Origin of the sequence: Pseudomonas oryziphila (genome assembly GCF_003940825.1) — a bacterium.
Classification (GTDB): Bacteria; Pseudomonadota; Gammaproteobacteria; order Pseudomonadales; family Pseudomonadaceae; genus Aquipseudomonas; species Aquipseudomonas sichuanensis.
Genome location: NZ_CP034338.1, coordinates 851939 through 866456 on the forward strand (window position 1 = coordinate 851939; position 14518 = coordinate 866456).

General features: G+C 63.4%; 15 protein-coding genes. 12 read left to right on the forward strand and 3 right to left on the reverse strand.

The window, feature by feature from the left end:
• The first annotated feature begins 63 nt into the window (after positions 1–63).
• From EJA05_RS04040 to EJA05_RS04055, 4 genes are read left to right on the forward strand one after another with little or no spacing between them, the layout of a single operon-like run.
• Positions 64–948, forward strand: a complete 885-nt coding sequence (locus tag EJA05_RS04040) for a heme/hemin ABC transporter substrate-binding protein (RefSeq protein ID WP_125857420.1) — start codon at positions 64–66, stop codon at positions 946–948.
• 50 nt (positions 949–998) lie between these two features.
• On the forward strand, positions 999–1982 hold the full coding sequence (locus EJA05_RS04045) for a FecCD family ABC transporter permease (protein WP_190306074.1): 984 nt from the start codon (positions 999–1001) through the stop codon (positions 1980–1982).
• Positions 1982–2749, forward strand: coding sequence for a heme ABC transporter ATP-binding protein (locus EJA05_RS04050; RefSeq protein ID WP_125857423.1), 768 nt, complete (start codon positions 1982–1984; stop codon positions 2747–2749). The genes EJA05_RS04045 and EJA05_RS04050 overlap by 1 nt, the downstream gene beginning before the upstream one ends.
• 11 nt (positions 2750–2760) lie before the next feature.
• Positions 2761–3642: a ChaN family lipoprotein gene (locus EJA05_RS04055; protein ID WP_125857425.1), complete on the forward strand. Its 882-nt coding sequence runs from the start codon at positions 2761–2763 to the stop codon at positions 3640–3642.
• 171 nt (positions 3643–3813) lie between these two features.
• Here EJA05_RS04055 and EJA05_RS04060 read toward each other — a convergent pair whose 3' ends face one another.
• The 3 genes from EJA05_RS04060 to EJA05_RS04070 form a co-directional block, all read right to left on the reverse strand.
• On the reverse strand, positions 3814–4092 hold the full coding sequence (locus tag EJA05_RS04060; RefSeq protein ID WP_110995975.1) for a TfoX/Sxy family protein: 279 nt from the start codon (positions 4090–4092) through the stop codon (positions 3814–3816).
• A gap of 151 nt (positions 4093–4243) precedes the next feature.
• Complete coding sequence (locus EJA05_RS04065; protein ID WP_110995974.1) at positions 4244–4591, reverse strand: pentapeptide repeat-containing protein; 348 nt, start codon at positions 4589–4591, stop codon at positions 4244–4246.
• 99 nt (positions 4592–4690) lie between these two features.
• Positions 4691–6253, reverse strand: a complete 1563-nt coding sequence (locus tag EJA05_RS04070; RefSeq protein ID WP_125857426.1) for a bifunctional aminoglycoside phosphotransferase/ATP-binding protein — start codon at positions 6251–6253, stop codon at positions 4691–4693.
• Between the two features lie 117 nt (positions 6254–6370).
• Here EJA05_RS04070 and mrcB point away from each other — a divergent pair, with 117 nt between their 5' ends.
• The 8 genes from mrcB to pssA all read left to right on the forward strand — a co-directional run bounded on the left by mrcB (position 6371) and on the right by pssA (position 14515).
• Positions 6371–8692, forward strand: a complete 2322-nt coding sequence (gene mrcB / locus EJA05_RS04075) for a penicillin-binding protein 1B (RefSeq protein WP_125462567.1) — start codon at positions 6371–6373, stop codon at positions 8690–8692.
• 26 nt (positions 8693–8718) lie between these two features.
• A complete protein-coding gene (locus tag EJA05_RS04080; RefSeq protein WP_125462568.1) occupies positions 8719–9486 on the forward strand; it encodes a tetratricopeptide repeat protein in 768 nt (255 codons plus the stop codon).
• A complete protein-coding gene (locus EJA05_RS04085; RefSeq protein WP_125462569.1) occupies positions 9483–9815 on the forward strand; it encodes a YqcC family protein in 333 nt (110 codons plus the stop codon). The genes EJA05_RS04080 and EJA05_RS04085 overlap by 4 nt, the downstream gene beginning before the upstream one ends.
• Positions 9816–9861: 46 nt before the next feature.
• Positions 9862–10029: a hypothetical protein gene (locus EJA05_RS28130; RefSeq protein WP_189654516.1), complete on the forward strand. Its 168-nt coding sequence runs from the start codon at positions 9862–9864 to the stop codon at positions 10027–10029.
• Between the two features lie 193 nt (positions 10030–10222).
• Entirely contained in the window at positions 10223–11947 is a 1725-nt protein-coding gene (locus EJA05_RS04090) for an acetolactate synthase 3 large subunit (RefSeq protein WP_125462570.1), read from the forward strand.
• A 1-nt stretch (position 11948) separates the two neighbouring features.
• Positions 11949–12440: an acetolactate synthase small subunit gene (gene ilvN, locus EJA05_RS04095; RefSeq protein WP_003250040.1), complete on the forward strand. Its 492-nt coding sequence runs from the start codon at positions 11949–11951 to the stop codon at positions 12438–12440.
• A 54-nt stretch (positions 12441–12494) separates the two neighbouring features.
• Complete coding sequence (gene ilvC / locus EJA05_RS04100) at positions 12495–13511, forward strand: ketol-acid reductoisomerase (protein ID WP_125462571.1); 1017 nt, start codon at positions 12495–12497, stop codon at positions 13509–13511.
• Positions 13512–13663: 152 nt separating this feature from the next.
• Positions 13664–14515 carry a CDP-diacylglycerol--serine O-phosphatidyltransferase gene (gene pssA / locus EJA05_RS04105; RefSeq protein WP_110995968.1) on the forward strand — a complete coding sequence of 284 codons (852 nt, stop codon included), beginning with the start codon at positions 13664–13666 and terminating at the stop codon, positions 14513–14515.
• The last annotated feature ends 3 nt before the right edge of the window (positions 14516–14518 follow it).

The following is a 14518-nucleotide window of genomic DNA, read 5'->3' on the forward strand; positions in this document are numbered from 1 at the left end:
TATGGTGCGCAGTTCCACCGCCCGCCACAAGGCGCGCGGCCCGCCTTCAAGCAAAGGAATTCGATGATGCGCCGTCCCGCTGCCCTGATCGCCCTGTGTGCCGGTCTGCTTTTATCTACCCCGACGCTGGCCGGCGAACTGCCGCAGCGCTGGGTCAGTGCCGGTGGCGCGCTGAGCGAATGGATCAGCGCGCTGGGTGGGGAGCAGCGGCTGGTCGGCGTGGACACCACCAGCCAGCACCCCGAGTCGCTCAAGGCATTGCCCAGCATCGGCTACCAGCGCCAGCTTTCGGCAGAAGGCATCCTCAGCCTGCGCCCGGATGTGCTGGTGGGGACCGAGGAAATGGGCCCGCCACCGGTGCTGGCGCAGATCCGCAAGGCCGGCGTGCGGGTCGAGCTGTTCTCCAGCAAGGCCGAGCTGGCGGCGGTGGACGAGAACCTCGAGCACCTGGGGGCACTGCTGGGCAGCGAGCAGCAGGCGGCAACCCTGGCCAGTGACTACCACCGCCAGTTGCAAGGGCTGCAGGACAAGATCAAGCAGGCCCAGGCCAGCCAGAAAGCACCGGGCGTGCTGCTGCTGGTCGGGCACGCCGGGGCCAAGCCACTGATCGCCGGGCTTGGCACTTCCGGCGACTGGCTGCTGCGCCAGGCCGGGGCGCGCAACCTGGCCGACCATCAGGGCTACAAGAACTTCTCGGTGGAGGCCCTGGCCGCGCTGGACCCGGACGTGGTGGTGTTCTCCGATCGGGCTCTGGCAGGCGAGGCCGCCCTGCAGGCGCTGATCAAGCAAAACCCGGCCCTGGCCGGCTCGCGTGCGGTGCGCGAAAAGCGCCTGCTGTCGCTTGACCCGACGCTGCTGGTCGGTGGTCTCGGCCCGCGCCTGCCCGCTACCCTGCATGAGCTGGCCGCCAGCTTCTACCCGGCCGCCAAGGCCAGCCTCACCCCATGAGGCAGCGGGTCCAGCCACGCACGCTGTTCACTGGCCTTGCGCTGTTGTGCCTGCTGGCGGTCTGGCTGTCGCTGGCGCTGGGGCCGGTCAGCCTGCCGCTGTTCGATACCCTGCGCGCAGGCTTGCGCCTGATCGGCGTGCCGATCAGCGGTGCGGGGCTCGAGCAAGCCGAAATGATCCTCGGCCAGATCCGCCTGCCGCGCACCTTGCTGGGGCTGGCGGTGGGCGGGGTGCTGGCGCTGTCGGGGGTGGCCATGCAGGGCCTGTTTCGCAACCCGCTGGCTGATCCTGGGTTGGTGGGGGTCGCCAGTGGTGCCGCCCTGGGGGCGGCGGTGGCGATCGTGGGGGGCAGTTGGCTGGGCGGCATAGCCGAGTGGTTCGCGCCCTACCTGCTGTCGTTGTGTGCCTTCATCGGCGGCCTGGGGGTGACGGCGATGGTCTATCGCCTTGGCCGGCGTGACGGCCAGACCAACGTGGCGACCATGCTGCTGGCCGGTATCGCCATGACCGCCTTGGGCGGCTCGGCGGTCGGGTTGTTCACCTATCTGGCAGATGACGCGACCTTGCGCACCCTGACGTTCTGGAACCTTGGCAGCCTCAACGGCGCCAGCTATGAACGCCTCTGGCCGCTGCTGCTGGTGGCGGTAGCCGTGGCGCTGTGGTTGCCGCGGCGGGCACAGGCGCTCAATGCCTTGCTGCTGGGCGAGTCAGAGGCCCGCCATCTCGGTGTTGAAGTGGAGGCGCTGAAACGTGAGCTGGTGTTCTGCACCGCGCTGGGTGTCGGCGCGGCGGTGGCGGCGGCAGGCCTGATCGGTTTCATCGGCCTGGTGGTGCCGCACCTGGTGCGCCTGCTGGCGGGGCCGGACCACCGTGTGTTGTTGCCGGCGTCGCTGCTGGCCGGTGGCACCCTGTTGCTGTTCGCCGACCTGATCGCGCGCCTGGCCCTGGCGCCGGCAGAGCTGCCGATCGGCATCGTCACGGCCTTCATCGGGGCACCGTTCTTCCTGTTCTTGCTGGTCAAGGGGCGCAACTGATGCTCGATGTCGAAGGCCTGTCGCTCAAGCGCGGCAGCAGCGAGGTGCTGCACGATATCCATCTGCAACTTCACCCAGGGCAGATCCTCGGCGTGCTGGGCCCCAACGGAGCCGGCAAGAGCAGCCTGCTTGGCGCCCTGTGCGGTGAGCTGGCGCCCAGTGCCGGGCGAGTGCGTCTGGACGGGCGGGTGCTGGAGGACTGGCCCGGGCAGGAGCGGGCACGGCGGCTGGCGGTGTTGCCGCAGGTGTCCAGCCTGGGCTTCGGCTTCAGTGTCGAAGAGGTGGTCGGCCTGGGCCGGCTGCCCCATGCCAGTGGCCGGCAGCGCGATCGGGAGATCGTCGACGCGGCATTGCAGGCGGCAGATGCCGGGCACCTGGGCGAGCGCAGCTATCTTGCGCTCTCCGGGGGGGAGCGCCAGCGAGTGCACCTGGCCCGGGTGCTGGCCCAGCTGTGGCCGGGTGAGGCCGGCACCACGCTGTTGCTCGACGAGCCGACATCCATGCTCGACCCGCTGCACCAGCACACCACGCTGCAGGCGGTACGCAGTTTTGCCGACCGTGGCGCAGCGGTGCTGGTGATCCTGCATGATCTGAACCTGGCGGCCCGCTACTGTGACCATATCCTGCTGCTGGAGCAGGGGCGCTGCCATGCTCTGGATACGCCGCAGGCGGTACTGACCCCAGTGGCTCTGAAGGCGGTGTTCGGCATCGATGTGCTGGTGCAGGCGCATCCGGAGAGGGGCCATCCGTTGATCATCACTCGATAGGAGCTTCAGCCATGCGTCACCTCTTGTCGGTCTGCCTGGTACTGGCATTGGCGGGGTGCCAGGCCAGCCTGCCGCCACTGCCGGCCTGGCAAAGCAGCGAGGGCCGTGACAGCGCGCAGTTGGGCCAGATCCGCGACCTGGCCAGCGGCCGGTTGATCAGCCCGGAGCAACTGGTCGAGCATCTCGCCAACGCTCCTCGGGTGCTGGTCGGCGAGCAGCACGACAACCCTGACCACCATGCGCTACAGCTCTGGTTGCTGCGCGCTATGGAGAGCCGCCGCCAGCAAGGCAGCCTGCTGCTGGAAATGCTCCAGCCCGAACAGCAGCCGCTGGTCGATGCCTTGCAGCACGGCGGGCCACTGCCACAAGACCTGCCCAAGGCCCTCGCCTGGCAGGATGGCTGGGACTGGGAGTTGTACGGGCCGATCCTGAGGGAAGCCTTGGCGCAACCTTATCCGCTGCTGTCGGCCAATTTGTCCCCCGGAGAGATTCGCCAGGCTTATCGCCAGCCAGTGAACCCGCCTGGCGCGCGCAGCAATGCGGCGAATGTTTTGCAGGCATTGCGCGAGCAGGTCCGTGCCGGGCATTGCAACCTGCTGCCGGACAGCCAGCTACCGGCAATGCTCGCCGTCCAGCAACAGCGCGACCGGCGCATTGCCGAGCGCCTGCTGAGCGCGCCGCAACCTGCGCTGCTGTTCGCCGGCAGCTATCACGCACGCAAGGACTTGGGCGTGCCCCTGCACCTGGCAGACCTGGGGGCCAAAGGCGACAGCAAGGTGTTGCTGCTGGCGCAAGTGGGGGAGGCGGTCGAGCCGGGCATGGCTGATTTCGTCTGGTACACCGCGGCACTGCCCGAGCAGGATTATTGCGCCCAGCTGCGCAAAGGGCAGTAAATCGCGGGCAAAAAAAGACCCGGCAAAGTGCCGGGTCAATAACCGTGATTAGCCTGATGAGGAGATAATCTGAGAGTCCGAACCAGGGGCTTTCAGGTTACCCAACCAGTCTCGCGACCAGTTGTGATAATCATAACGATTCTCATTACCGAGTCAATGGCTTTCAGCAATTTATTTTTCCATCTTCTGTGCCGGGCTCTTCGCGTCGAGCTGCTGGTTCAGCGCCTCTTTGCGTTCAACCGGCAAATCGTTCCAGTGCATGTCCAGCAAGGCGCCCTCTATGGCGTACAACAACACCTTGGAAGCCCGGAAACCCCGCGTTCTTACGGCTTGATAGGCACCCACCGCGCCCAGGCGACGAAGGTCCGATGCACTGTGGATACCGACGGCGTGCAGCCATTGCGCGGAGGTCTTGCCAAGATTTTTCAGGTGCTGCAATTCATCGTTCATCGAGCCTCCTTGCGATGGCTGAACGGGTCTTGGGGATAAATCGCGAGCAGGTCAGAGAGGAGTGTAGCGGGGCTTGGGAAATGCGCGGCCTTTTGCCATCGGGGCCCGACCGGTAGCCGCCCCGGGGTGCGGGGCGGTGCCTGGCCGAGGGTCAGCGCGCGGTTCGATAGCGCAGGCGCGTACCGAATTTCAGTGACATGAGTATTTCGTCAGCGCTCAGCTCGCTGGGGAAGTAGGTTCCGGAGATCTGCGCATGGGCGATGCTCGCGCCTTCCAGGCCGGTTTCCCGCAGGTCCAGGCCGCGCAGGTCGGCGGCGCGAAAGTATGCATCGGTGAAGTCGATGCCACGCACGTCGAGGTTGCGCAGGTCCAGGCCACGAAAATCACCGCCGCGAAAATCGATGGGGGCGTCCGTTGGCTTTTCGCGGTTGAAGGTCGCGATCTTCTCGTCGCGGACCAGGGCGTACAGGACGTTGTCCAGCTGCCGGGGTTGGTTCATGGAGGCGCCTCCTCGTGGGGTGTGATGCCATTGTAATGACATCACTGAAGAGGCGCCGGACTTCAGGCGTGAACTGTCGACTGCTTCACGCCTGGAGGGTCAAAGGCCGGGCAGGTGCTGACGGATCTGGTCGATCAGTTGGTCCATGCTGGCGCTTTCCTGGGTATCGACGCGCTTGCTGTGCTTCTGTTCTTCGCCATCGAGCGGTTCGCGGCTGGCTTGCTGGGCCTTGACGACTTCAAGGGTGGCATCCGAAGGGTCGGCATTATCGGCCTGGCGCTGCGCCAGCCAGCTCTCGATGACGGCCTCGGGGGCTTGGCAGTCGAGAATCAGGAAGGGCGCGCCGGTCTCGCTGGCGACCTGTGCCGCGGCCTTGCGCTGGTCGTGCTTGAGGTAAGTGGCGTCCAGCACTACCGGGAAGCCGGCACGCAGGATGATTTCTGCAAGCGCATGCAGGCGCTGGTAGGTCGCGGCGCTGGACTGCTGGTCATAGATCCCTGCCTGCAACTGGCCGGCTTGGGCCTGCTGCTGCTCACCGAACAGGCGCTTGCGTTCTACATCGGAGCGCACGCGCACCGCGCCCAGCGCTTCGACCAGGCGCATGGCCACATGGCTTTTGCCCACCGCCGAAACACCGTGGGTGATCGCCAGCAGGCGCGACGGGATGGCGCTGTAGCTTTCGGCCAGGTTGGCGTAGTTGCGGTAGGTGCGCAGGGTGGTGGCACGCTGCACGCCATCGGCGTCGGCCGGCATGCTGAACAGCGCGACCTTGGCCCGTACCAGGGCGCGGTAAGCCTTGTAGAAGTTCAGCAGCTCCAGGCCCTGGTAGTCGCCGGTCAGCTCCAGGTACTGGCTGATGAAGCGTCGCGACAGGCACTTGAGGCCGCGGTCTTCGAGGTCCATGGCGAGGAAGCCAATATCGGCGTAGACATCGGTCAGGCGGAACGGCTCGTTGAACTCGATGCAGTCGAAGATCACCACCTTGCCGTCGATCAGGGTGGCGTTGCCCAGGTGGATGTCACCGTGGCATTCGCGGATGAAACCGTCGGCCTTACGCGCCTCGAGCAGGCCGCGCAGGCGTTTGAAGTTGTCCTGGGCCCAGGCTTGCAGGTTGTCGAGCTGCTGCAGGTCGGCCTTGTCGCTGAGGAACGGGCGAATCTGCTCGAAGTTCTGCTCCACTGGGGCCATGACGGCCTCTGGCGTACCCAGCGGATGCTCGACGGCGACTTTCGGTGCCTGCAGGTGGAACTCGGCAATCTGCCGGGCCATCTGGTCGATGTGGTCGGCGTTCAGCTCACCGTTGGCCTGCAGGGTGCTGAGCATCTGGCCCTGGGGGAACTGGCGCATTTTCAGCGCGTACTCGATCGGCGTGCCTGCGCCGCCCAGTTGCGGGGCTTCGGCGCTGCCAGTAATTGGCAGCACTTCCAGGTACAGGCCTTCGGTCAGGCGCTGGTTCAGGCGCAGTTCTTCGTTGCAGAAATGCCCACGCTGATCCAGGCCGGTGAAGTCGAGGAAGCCGAAGTTCATGGGCTTCTTGATCTTGTAGGCGAACTCACCGGTGAGCAGGACCCAGGAAATGTGCGTTTCGATGAGCTGGAAGCCCTCGACAGGGTGCGGATAAAGTGCAGGGTTCTGCAGCGCGCTGATCAGGGCTTGGCTCACAAGTGATCCTTTCGGGGTCAGGGAATTCGAAGGCGCCATTATGGTCAATGGTGACGTCCCTGCAAACCGCCTGTGGGCGCCTGCCTCCCCTTTTGAAAGTGCGTATACTCCGCCGCCATGACTCGTACCCGAAATTCCCGCCCCCCTAAAAAGCAGCCGACCGGCCGTGCGCGCGCCTGGTTGGGCTGGGCTCTCAAGCTCAGCCTGGTCGGCCTTGTCCTGATCGCCGGTTTTGCGGTCTACCTCGATGCGACTGTGCAGGAGAAGTTTTCCGGCAAGCGCTGGACCATCCCGGCCAAGGTGTACGCCCGGCCGCTGGAGCTGTTCGTCGGCCAGAAGCTGAGCAAGAACGACTTCCTCACCGAGCTCGATGCCCTCGGCTACCGTCGCGAGAGCGCGGCCAATGGCCCGGGCGCGGCGTCGATCAATGGTAACAACGTCGACCTCAATACCCGTGGCTTCCAGTTCTATGAAGGTATGGAGCCGGCGCAGTTCGTGCGTGTACGGTTCTCCGGTGACTACGTTGCAGGGCTCAGCGGTGCCAACGGCGGCAAGCTCGACGTGGTGCGCCTGGAGCCTCTGATGATTGGCGGTATCTACCCGAAGAATCTTGAAGACCGCATCCTGATCAAGATCGACCAGGTGCCGCCGTACCTGCTGGAGACCCTGATCGCCACGGAAGACCGCGATTTCTACAGCCACTTCGGCGTATCGCCCAAGTCCATTGCCCGGGCCATCTGGGTGAACACCTCCTCGGGCGCCATGCGTCAGGGCGGCAGCACCCTGACCCAGCAGCTGGTGAAGAACTTCTTCCTCACCAACGAGCGCAGCCTCAGCCGCAAGCTGACCGAGGCCATGATGGCCGTGCTGCTGGAGATGCACTACGACAAGCGCGAGATCCTCGAGGCGTACCTGAACGAAGTCTTCGTCGGCCAGGACGGCCAGCGCGCGGTGCATGGTTTCGGCCTGGCCAGCCAGTTCTTCTTCAGCCAGCCGCTGCAGGAACTCAAGCTGCACCAGATTGCCTTGCTGGTGGGCATGGTCAAGGGACCGTCCTACTACAACCCGCGTCGTTACCCCGAGCGTGCCCTGCAGCGCCGCAACCTGGTGCTCGACCTGCTGGCCGAGCAGGGCGTGGCCAGCCAGGAAGTGATCGATGCTGCGAAGAAGATGCCGCTGGGCGTGACCAAGCGCGGCAGCCTGGCCGACAGCTCGTTCCCGGCGTTCCTCGACCTGGTCAAGCGCCAGCTGCGCCAGGACTACCGCGACGAAGACTTGACCGAAGAAGGCCTGCGCATCTTCACCAGTTTCGACCCGATCCTGCAGATGAAGGCCGAAACCGCCATGAGCGAGACGTTCAAGCGCTTGGCCGGGCGCAAGGGCGCCGACGAGGTGGAGTCGGCGATGGTCGTCACCAACCCGGAAACCGGCGAGGTGCAGGCGCTGATCGGCAGCCGTCAGTCGGGCTTTGCCGGCTTTAACCGTGCCATCGACGCCGTGCGGCCGATCGGCTCGCTGGTCAAGCCGGCGGTCTACCTCACCGCGCTTGAGCAACCGAGCAAGTACAGCCTGACCACTCGGGTGCAGGACGAGCCGTTCTCGGTCAAAGGTGCCGACGGCCAGGTGTGGCGCCCGCAGAACTACGATCGCCGCCCGCATGGCACCATCTACCTGTACCAGGGCCTGGCCAACTCCTACAACCTGTCGACCGCCAAGCTCGGCCTGGAAGTGGGCGTGCCGAACGTGATCAAGACCATCGGTCGCTTGGGTGTGCAGGTCGACTGGCCGGCGTTCCCGTCGATGCTGCTGGGCGCTGGCGGCATGTCGCCGATGCAGGTTGCGACCATGTACCAGACCATCGCCAACGGTGGCTTCAATACACCGATGCGTGGCATTCGCAGCGTGCTCACCGCCGAAGGCGAGCCGCTCAAGCGCTACCCGTTCCAGATCCAGCAAACCTTTGACCCCGGTGCCATCTATCTGGTGCAGAACGCCATGCAGCGGGTAATGCGTGAAGGTACCGGGCGTTCGGTGTATAGCGTGCTGCCCAGCTCGCTGACGCTGGCGGGCAAGACCGGCACCAGTAACGACTCGCGCGACAGTTGGTTCTCCGGCTTCAGCCAGGACCTGCTGGCAGTGGTCTGGCTGGGCCGCGACGACAACGGCAAGACGCCGTTCACCGGCGCCACCGGCGCGCTGCAGGTGTGGACCAGCTTCATGAAGAAGGCCGACCCGTTGCCGCTGGACATGCCGCTACCCGACAACGTGGTGCAGGCCTGGATCGACCCTTACAGCGGCCAGGGTTCCGACGGTAGCTGTCCGGGAGCCGTGCAGATGCCGTATATTCGCGGCAGCGAACCGCCCGCTGGCGCCACCTGTGGTGGCGAACAGAACCCGGCCGAATCGGTCATGGACTGGGTCAAGGGGTGGATGAATTGAGCACGAGCTTTTGAAGAGGGTGTGAAGTGAAGAAGTGGTGGATTCCTGTCTTGACTGCGGTAACCGTGCTGCAAGGCTGCTCCAGCGTCCAGCGTGGCAACATCCCGGTGGTGGATTCGAGCACCCGGGTCTCCAACAGTGAGCGGGTCCAGGCCAAGCGCACCTCGGCCTACCCGACCAGTGGCGGCAGCAGCCAGGCGCAGTCGTTGCCCGAAGAAGGCGGCGTCACCGTGATGATCCCGCAGGGCACCGGCGGCGCGCCGATCAGCACCGGGCCGATTACTCCCGGCCCGGTCAGCAGCGGCCCGATCACCCCGGGCCCGATCAGCACTGGCCCCATCACCAGCAACCCCAACCCGGTGGCTGATGAGCCGTTCGACATCGCCTCGATGAGCAACCCTCCGGCCGTCACCCAGGCGCCGACCGGCATCCCGCGCGCCAACACCGGCGGCTTGTCCGCCGACGAGCAACTCGATGGCCCGGTGCTGGCGCTGCTGACCACCGCCCAGCAGCAGCAGGGCAGTGGTGACTTCAACGGCGCCGCTTCGAGCCTGGAGCGTGCCCAGCGCATCGCCCCGCGCGAGCCGCAGGTGCTGTTCCGCCTGGCCCAGGTGCGCCTGTCGCAAGGTGACGCGGCGCAATCCGAGCAACTGGCCCGTCGCGCGCTGACCTACGCCAACGGCCGTCCAGACCTTCAGGCCCAGCTGTGGAACACCATCGCCCAGGCCCGCGAGAAGCAAGGCGACAGCGCCGGTGCCGCACTGGCGCGGCAGAAGGCGCGGGTCAACCTGTGATGGAACAGCGCATACTCGATATCGCCGACCATCTGCTGCTGATCGAGCAAGAGCTCAAGGTCCAGGGCTGGTGGAGCGCTGATACGCCCAGCGACGAGATGCTGGCCAGCACGGTGCCGTTCGCGGTGGACAGCATGAGCTTCGAGCAGTGGCTGCAGTGGATCTTCCTGCCACGCATGAAGCTGATCCTCGAGCACGGGCTGGCGTTGCCGAATGCCTCGGGCATCCTGGTGATGGCCGAGACGGTGTTTGTCGATCGCCCGGAACAAAGCCGCGTGTTACGGCGCCTGTTGGCAGAATTCGATCAATTGATCGCGCCTTCCGCCTGATTTCTTCTCTTTTTCCTTTAAGGGCCGCAGATTGTGGCCCTTTTTTATGGAAATCTTTATTGTTCTGCTGCTGCGCGCCTTTTTAGTGGTGCTGGCGATTCATCTTGCGGAAAAATTGGCAATAATTTTTCTTGACTTGTTGGCGCCAAATCACAAGAATCCAGATTCCGCTGTAGAGGGACTGCCAGAAGCAGACCCGCTAAGCAGATCATGAGGCGCACACCCGCGCCGACTTGTAACACCCCGCAACGCGTTACCTCGCGCTGGGTGGGAAAGCCCGCAACACACCAGGGCATTCCCAATACTTGCTCAGTCAGTGCTGACGTTCGCTCATGCTCTGCTTGGCAGTAAACCTAATAAGACCCGTCCAGTGAGGACGGTATTCTGGCGTTTTAGAGGTGAACAACGTGGAGCTTTTATCTGGCGCTGAGATGGTCGTCCGCTTCTTGCGTGACGAGGGCGTTAAGCACATCTACGGGTACCCTGGCGGTGCTCTCCTTCATGTTTACGATGCTCTGTTCAAGGAACCGGAAGTCCAGCACATCCTGGTCCGTCACGAACAGGCTGCCACCCATATGGCGGACGGTTACGCCCGTGCCACCGGCAAGGCCGGCGTGGTACTGGTGACTTCCGGCCCAGGTGCGACCAATGCCATCACCGGCATTGCCACCGCTTACATGGATTCCATTCCGATGGTCATCCTGTCTGGCCAGGTGCCCAGCACCATGGTCGGCACCGATGCCTTCCAGGAAACCGACATGATCGGTATTTCCCGGCCGATCGTGAAGCACAGCTTCATGGTCAAGCATGCTTCGGAAATCCCGGAAGTTCTGAAAAAAGCTTTCTATCTTGCGCAATCCGGCCGTCCCGGCCCGGTCGTGGTCGACATTCCAAAAGATATGACCAACCCGGCTGAGAAGTTCGAGTACATCTACCCGAAAAAGGTCAAGCTGCGTTCGTATAGCCCGGCTGTACGTGGTCACTCCGGCCAGATCCGCAAGGCAGCCGAAATGCTCCTGGCGGCCAAGCGCCCGGTCGTCTACTCCGGCGGTGGCGTCATCCTCGGTGGTGGCTCCGAAGCCCTCACCGAAATCGCCAAGTCGCTGAACCTGCCGGTCACCAACACCCTCATGGGCCTCGGTGGCTTCCCGGGTACCGACCGCCAGTTCCTCGGCATGCTCGGCATGCACGGCAGCTACACCGCCAACCTGGCGATGCACAATGCCGATGTGATCTTCGCTGTCGGCGTGCGTTTCGACGACCGCGTGGTCAACGGCCCGGCCAAGTTCTGCCCGAACGCCAAGATCATCCATATCGACATCGACCCGGCGTCGATCTCGAAGATGATCAAGGCCGACGTGCCGATCGTCGGCCCGGTCGAAAGCGTGCTCAACGAAATGCTCGGCATTCTCAAGGAAATCGGCGAGCAGCCTGACAAGGCGGCGTTGGATGCCTGGTGGAAGCAGATCGACGAATGGCGTGGCGACGGTGGCCTGTTCCCTTACGACAAGGGCGACGGCAACGTCATCAAGCCGCAGCAGGTCATCGAGACGCTGTGCGAAGTGACCAAGGGCGATGCCTTCGTCACCTCCGACGTGGGCCAGCACCAGATGTTCGCGGCGCAGTACTACCGCTTCAACAAACCCAACCGCTGGATCAACTCCGGTGGCCTGGGCACCATGGGCTTCGGTTTCCCGGCGGCCATGGGCATCAAGCTCAACTTCCCGGATCATGACGTGGCCTGCGTCACTGGCGAAGGCAGCATCCAGATGAACATCCAGGAGCTGTCCACCTGCATGCAGTACGGCCTGCCGGTGAAGATCGTCAACATGAACAACGGTGTGTTGGGCATGGTCCGCCAGTGGCAGGACATGGCTTACAACGGCCGCCACTCGCATTCCTATGTCGAGTCGCTGCCTGACTTCGTCAAGTTGGCCGAGGCCTATGGTCATGTGGGTATCCGCATCACCAGCCTGAAGGACCTCAAGCCGAAGCTGGAAGAAGCGTTTGCCATGAAGGACCGCCTGGTCTTCATCGACATCGCGATCGACCGTACCGAGCACGTCTATCCGATGCAGATCAAGGATGGCTCGATGCGTGACATGTGGCTGAGCAAGACGGAGCGTACCTGATATGCGGCACATCATTTCCCTGCTGCTGGAAAACGAACCCGGTGCCTTGTCTCGCGTGGTCGGCCTGTTCTCCCAGCGCAACTACAACATCGAAAGCCTGACCGTGGCACCGACCGAAGACCCGACCCTGTCGCGTCTGACGTTGACCACCGTCGGCCATGATGAAGTGATCGAACAGATCACCAAGAACCTGAACAAGCTGGTCGAAGTGGTCAAGCTGGTCGACCTGTCGGAAAGCGCTCACATCGAGCGCGAACTGATGCTGGTCAAGGTCAAGGCCACCGGTGCCCAGCGCGCCGAGATCAAGCGCACCACGGATATCTTCCGCGGCCAGATCGTCGACGTGACTGCCAGCGTGTACACCGTACAGCTGAGCGGTACCAGCGACAAACTGGACAGCTTCATCCAGGCCATCGGCACCGCATCGATTCTCGAAACCGTGCGCAGTGGCGTCACCGGCATTGCCCGTGGCGACAAAGTGCTCAGCATCTAACTTCAAAAATTAGCTATGGCTCCGCAGGGGCCGAGATATAACCAGGGGTATTTCATGAAAGTTTTCTACGATAAAGACTGCGACCTTTCCATCATCCAGGGCAAGAAAGTCGCCATCATCGGTTACGGCTCCCAGGGCCACGCTCAGGCGTGCAACCTGAAGGACTCCGGTGTAGACGTTACCGTCGGTCTGCGTAAAGGCTCGGCCACCGTTGCCAAGGCAGAAGCCCACGGCCTGAAAGTAGCCGACGTGGCCACCGCCGTCGCTGCCGCCGACCTGGTCATGATCCTCACCCCGGACGAGTTCCAGGGCCAGCTGTACAAGAACGAGATCGAGCCGAACATCAAGAAAGGCGCCACCCTGGCCTTCTCCCACGGCTTCTCGATCCACTACAACCAGGTCGTTCCGCGTGCCGACCTCGACGTGATCATGATCGCACCGAAGGCCCCGGGCCACACCGTGCGCTCCGAGTTCGTCAAAGGCGGCGGCATCCCTGACCTGATCGCTATCTACCAGGACGCTTCGGGCAATGCCAAGAACGTCGCCCTGTCCTACGCCGCAGGCGTCGGTGGCGGCCGTACCGGCATTATCGAAACCACCTTCAAGGACGAGACCGAAACCGACCTGTTCGGTGAGCAGGCGGTTCTGTGCGGCGGTACCGTCGAGCTGGTCAAAGCTGGTTTCGAAACCCTGGTCGAAGCTGGCTACGCGCCAGAAATGGCCTACTTCGAGTGCCTGCACGAACTGAAGCTGATCGTTGACCTCATGTACGAAGGCGGTATCGCCAACATGAACTACTCGATCTCCAACAACGCCGAGTACGGTGAGTACGTCACCGGCCCTGAAGTCATCAACGAAGAATCCCGCAAGGCCATGCGCAACGCTCTGAAGCGCATCCAGGACGGCGAATACGCGAAGATGTTCATCAGCGAAGGTGCCACCAACTACCCATCGATGACCGCCAAGCGCCGTAACAACGCCGCCCATGGTATCGAAATCATCGGCGAGCAACTGCGTTCGATGATGCCGTGGATCTCGGCCAACAAGATCGTCGACAAGAGCAAGAACTAAGTCTTGCTTGGCTAAATGAAAAACGCGGCTTCGGCCGCGTTTTTTCGTTTGCGCGGCCGGCTTCTGGTATAAAGCGACCAGTGGCTCGCCGTCAGAACCCGTTTCGCGAGCCCGTGTCGAACATATTCCACCCCCGTTGCAAGGTACTTTTCATGAGCGAACGTCCCGAAGAGCCGAACAAGCCCTCCGACGCCGAAAGCCTGCTACCGATCGATGAGCATGTCGAAGAAGGGCATGACGCCGAAGGCCGCAAGGTCCGTCACCGCGGCATCTACCTGCTGCCCAACCTGTTCACCACTGCCAACCTGTTTGCCGGCTTCTATTCCATCATCAGTTCGATGAGCGCGCAGAGCGCCCTGAGCGCTGGTGATCCGCGCGAAGCGAGCAAGTATTTCGCCTTCGCCGCCATCGCGATCTTCGTCGCCATGGTTCTCGACGGCCTCGATGGCCGTGTTGCGCGCATGACCAACACCCAGAGCGCCTTCGGTGCCGAGTACGACTCGCTGTCGGACATGGTCGCCTTTGGTGTGGCGCCGGCCTTGCTGGCCTTCGGCTGGGCACTGGGCGATATGGGCAAGGTCGGCTGGATGGTCGCCTTCATCTATGTGGCCGGTGCCGCACTGCGCCTGGCGCGTTTCAACACCCAGGTCGGTACGGCCGACAAACGCTACTTCATCGGCCTGGCCAGCCCAGCCGCGGCTGGCGTTGTGGCTGGCACTGTGTGGGCGTTCAGCGATTTCGGTATCCAGGGTTCCAAGTTGTCGTTCCTGGTGGCATTGCTGGTAGCTGCTGCCGGCATGCTGATGGTCAGCAACATCAAGTACAACAGCTTCAAGGAGCTGGATCTCAAGGGGCGTGTGCCTTTTGTTGCGATCCTGGCCGTGGTGCTGGTGTTCGCCGTAGTGTTCAGCGACCCGCCCCGCATCCTGCTGCTGATCTTCCTCGCTTATGCGGTTTCCGGCCCGCTGCAGTACCTGCTGCGCGGTCGTCGTAAAACCTCATGAAGA

Coding starts and splice junctions, on each gene's coding strand:
- EJA05_RS04040 (WP_125857420.1), top strand. CDS start 64: ATGATGCGCCGTCCCGCTGCCCTGATCGCCCTGTGTGCCGGTCTGCTT.
- EJA05_RS04050 (WP_125857423.1), top strand. CDS start 1,982: ATGCTCGATGTCGAAGGCCTGTCGCTCAAGCGCGGCAGCAGCGAGGTG.
- EJA05_RS04055 (WP_125857425.1), top strand. CDS start 2,761: ATGCGTCACCTCTTGTCGGTCTGCCTGGTACTGGCATTGGCGGGGTGC.
- EJA05_RS04060 (WP_110995975.1), bottom strand. CDS start 4,092: ATGAACGATGAATTGCAGCACCTGAAAAATCTTGGCAAGACCTCCGCG.
- EJA05_RS04065 (WP_110995974.1), bottom strand. CDS start 4,591: ATGAACCAACCCCGGCAGCTGGACAACGTCCTGTACGCCCTGGTCCGC.
- mrcB (WP_125462567.1), top strand. CDS start 6,371: ATGACTCGTACCCGAAATTCCCGCCCCCCTAAAAAGCAGCCGACCGGC.
- EJA05_RS28130 (WP_189654516.1), top strand. CDS start 9,862: ATGGAAATCTTTATTGTTCTGCTGCTGCGCGCCTTTTTAGTGGTGCTG.
- ilvN (WP_003250040.1), top strand. CDS start 11,949: ATGCGGCACATCATTTCCCTGCTGCTGGAAAACGAACCCGGTGCCTTG.
- ilvC (WP_125462571.1), top strand. CDS start 12,495: ATGAAAGTTTTCTACGATAAAGACTGCGACCTTTCCATCATCCAGGGC.
- pssA (WP_110995968.1), top strand. CDS start 13,664: ATGAGCGAACGTCCCGAAGAGCCGAACAAGCCCTCCGACGCCGAAAGC.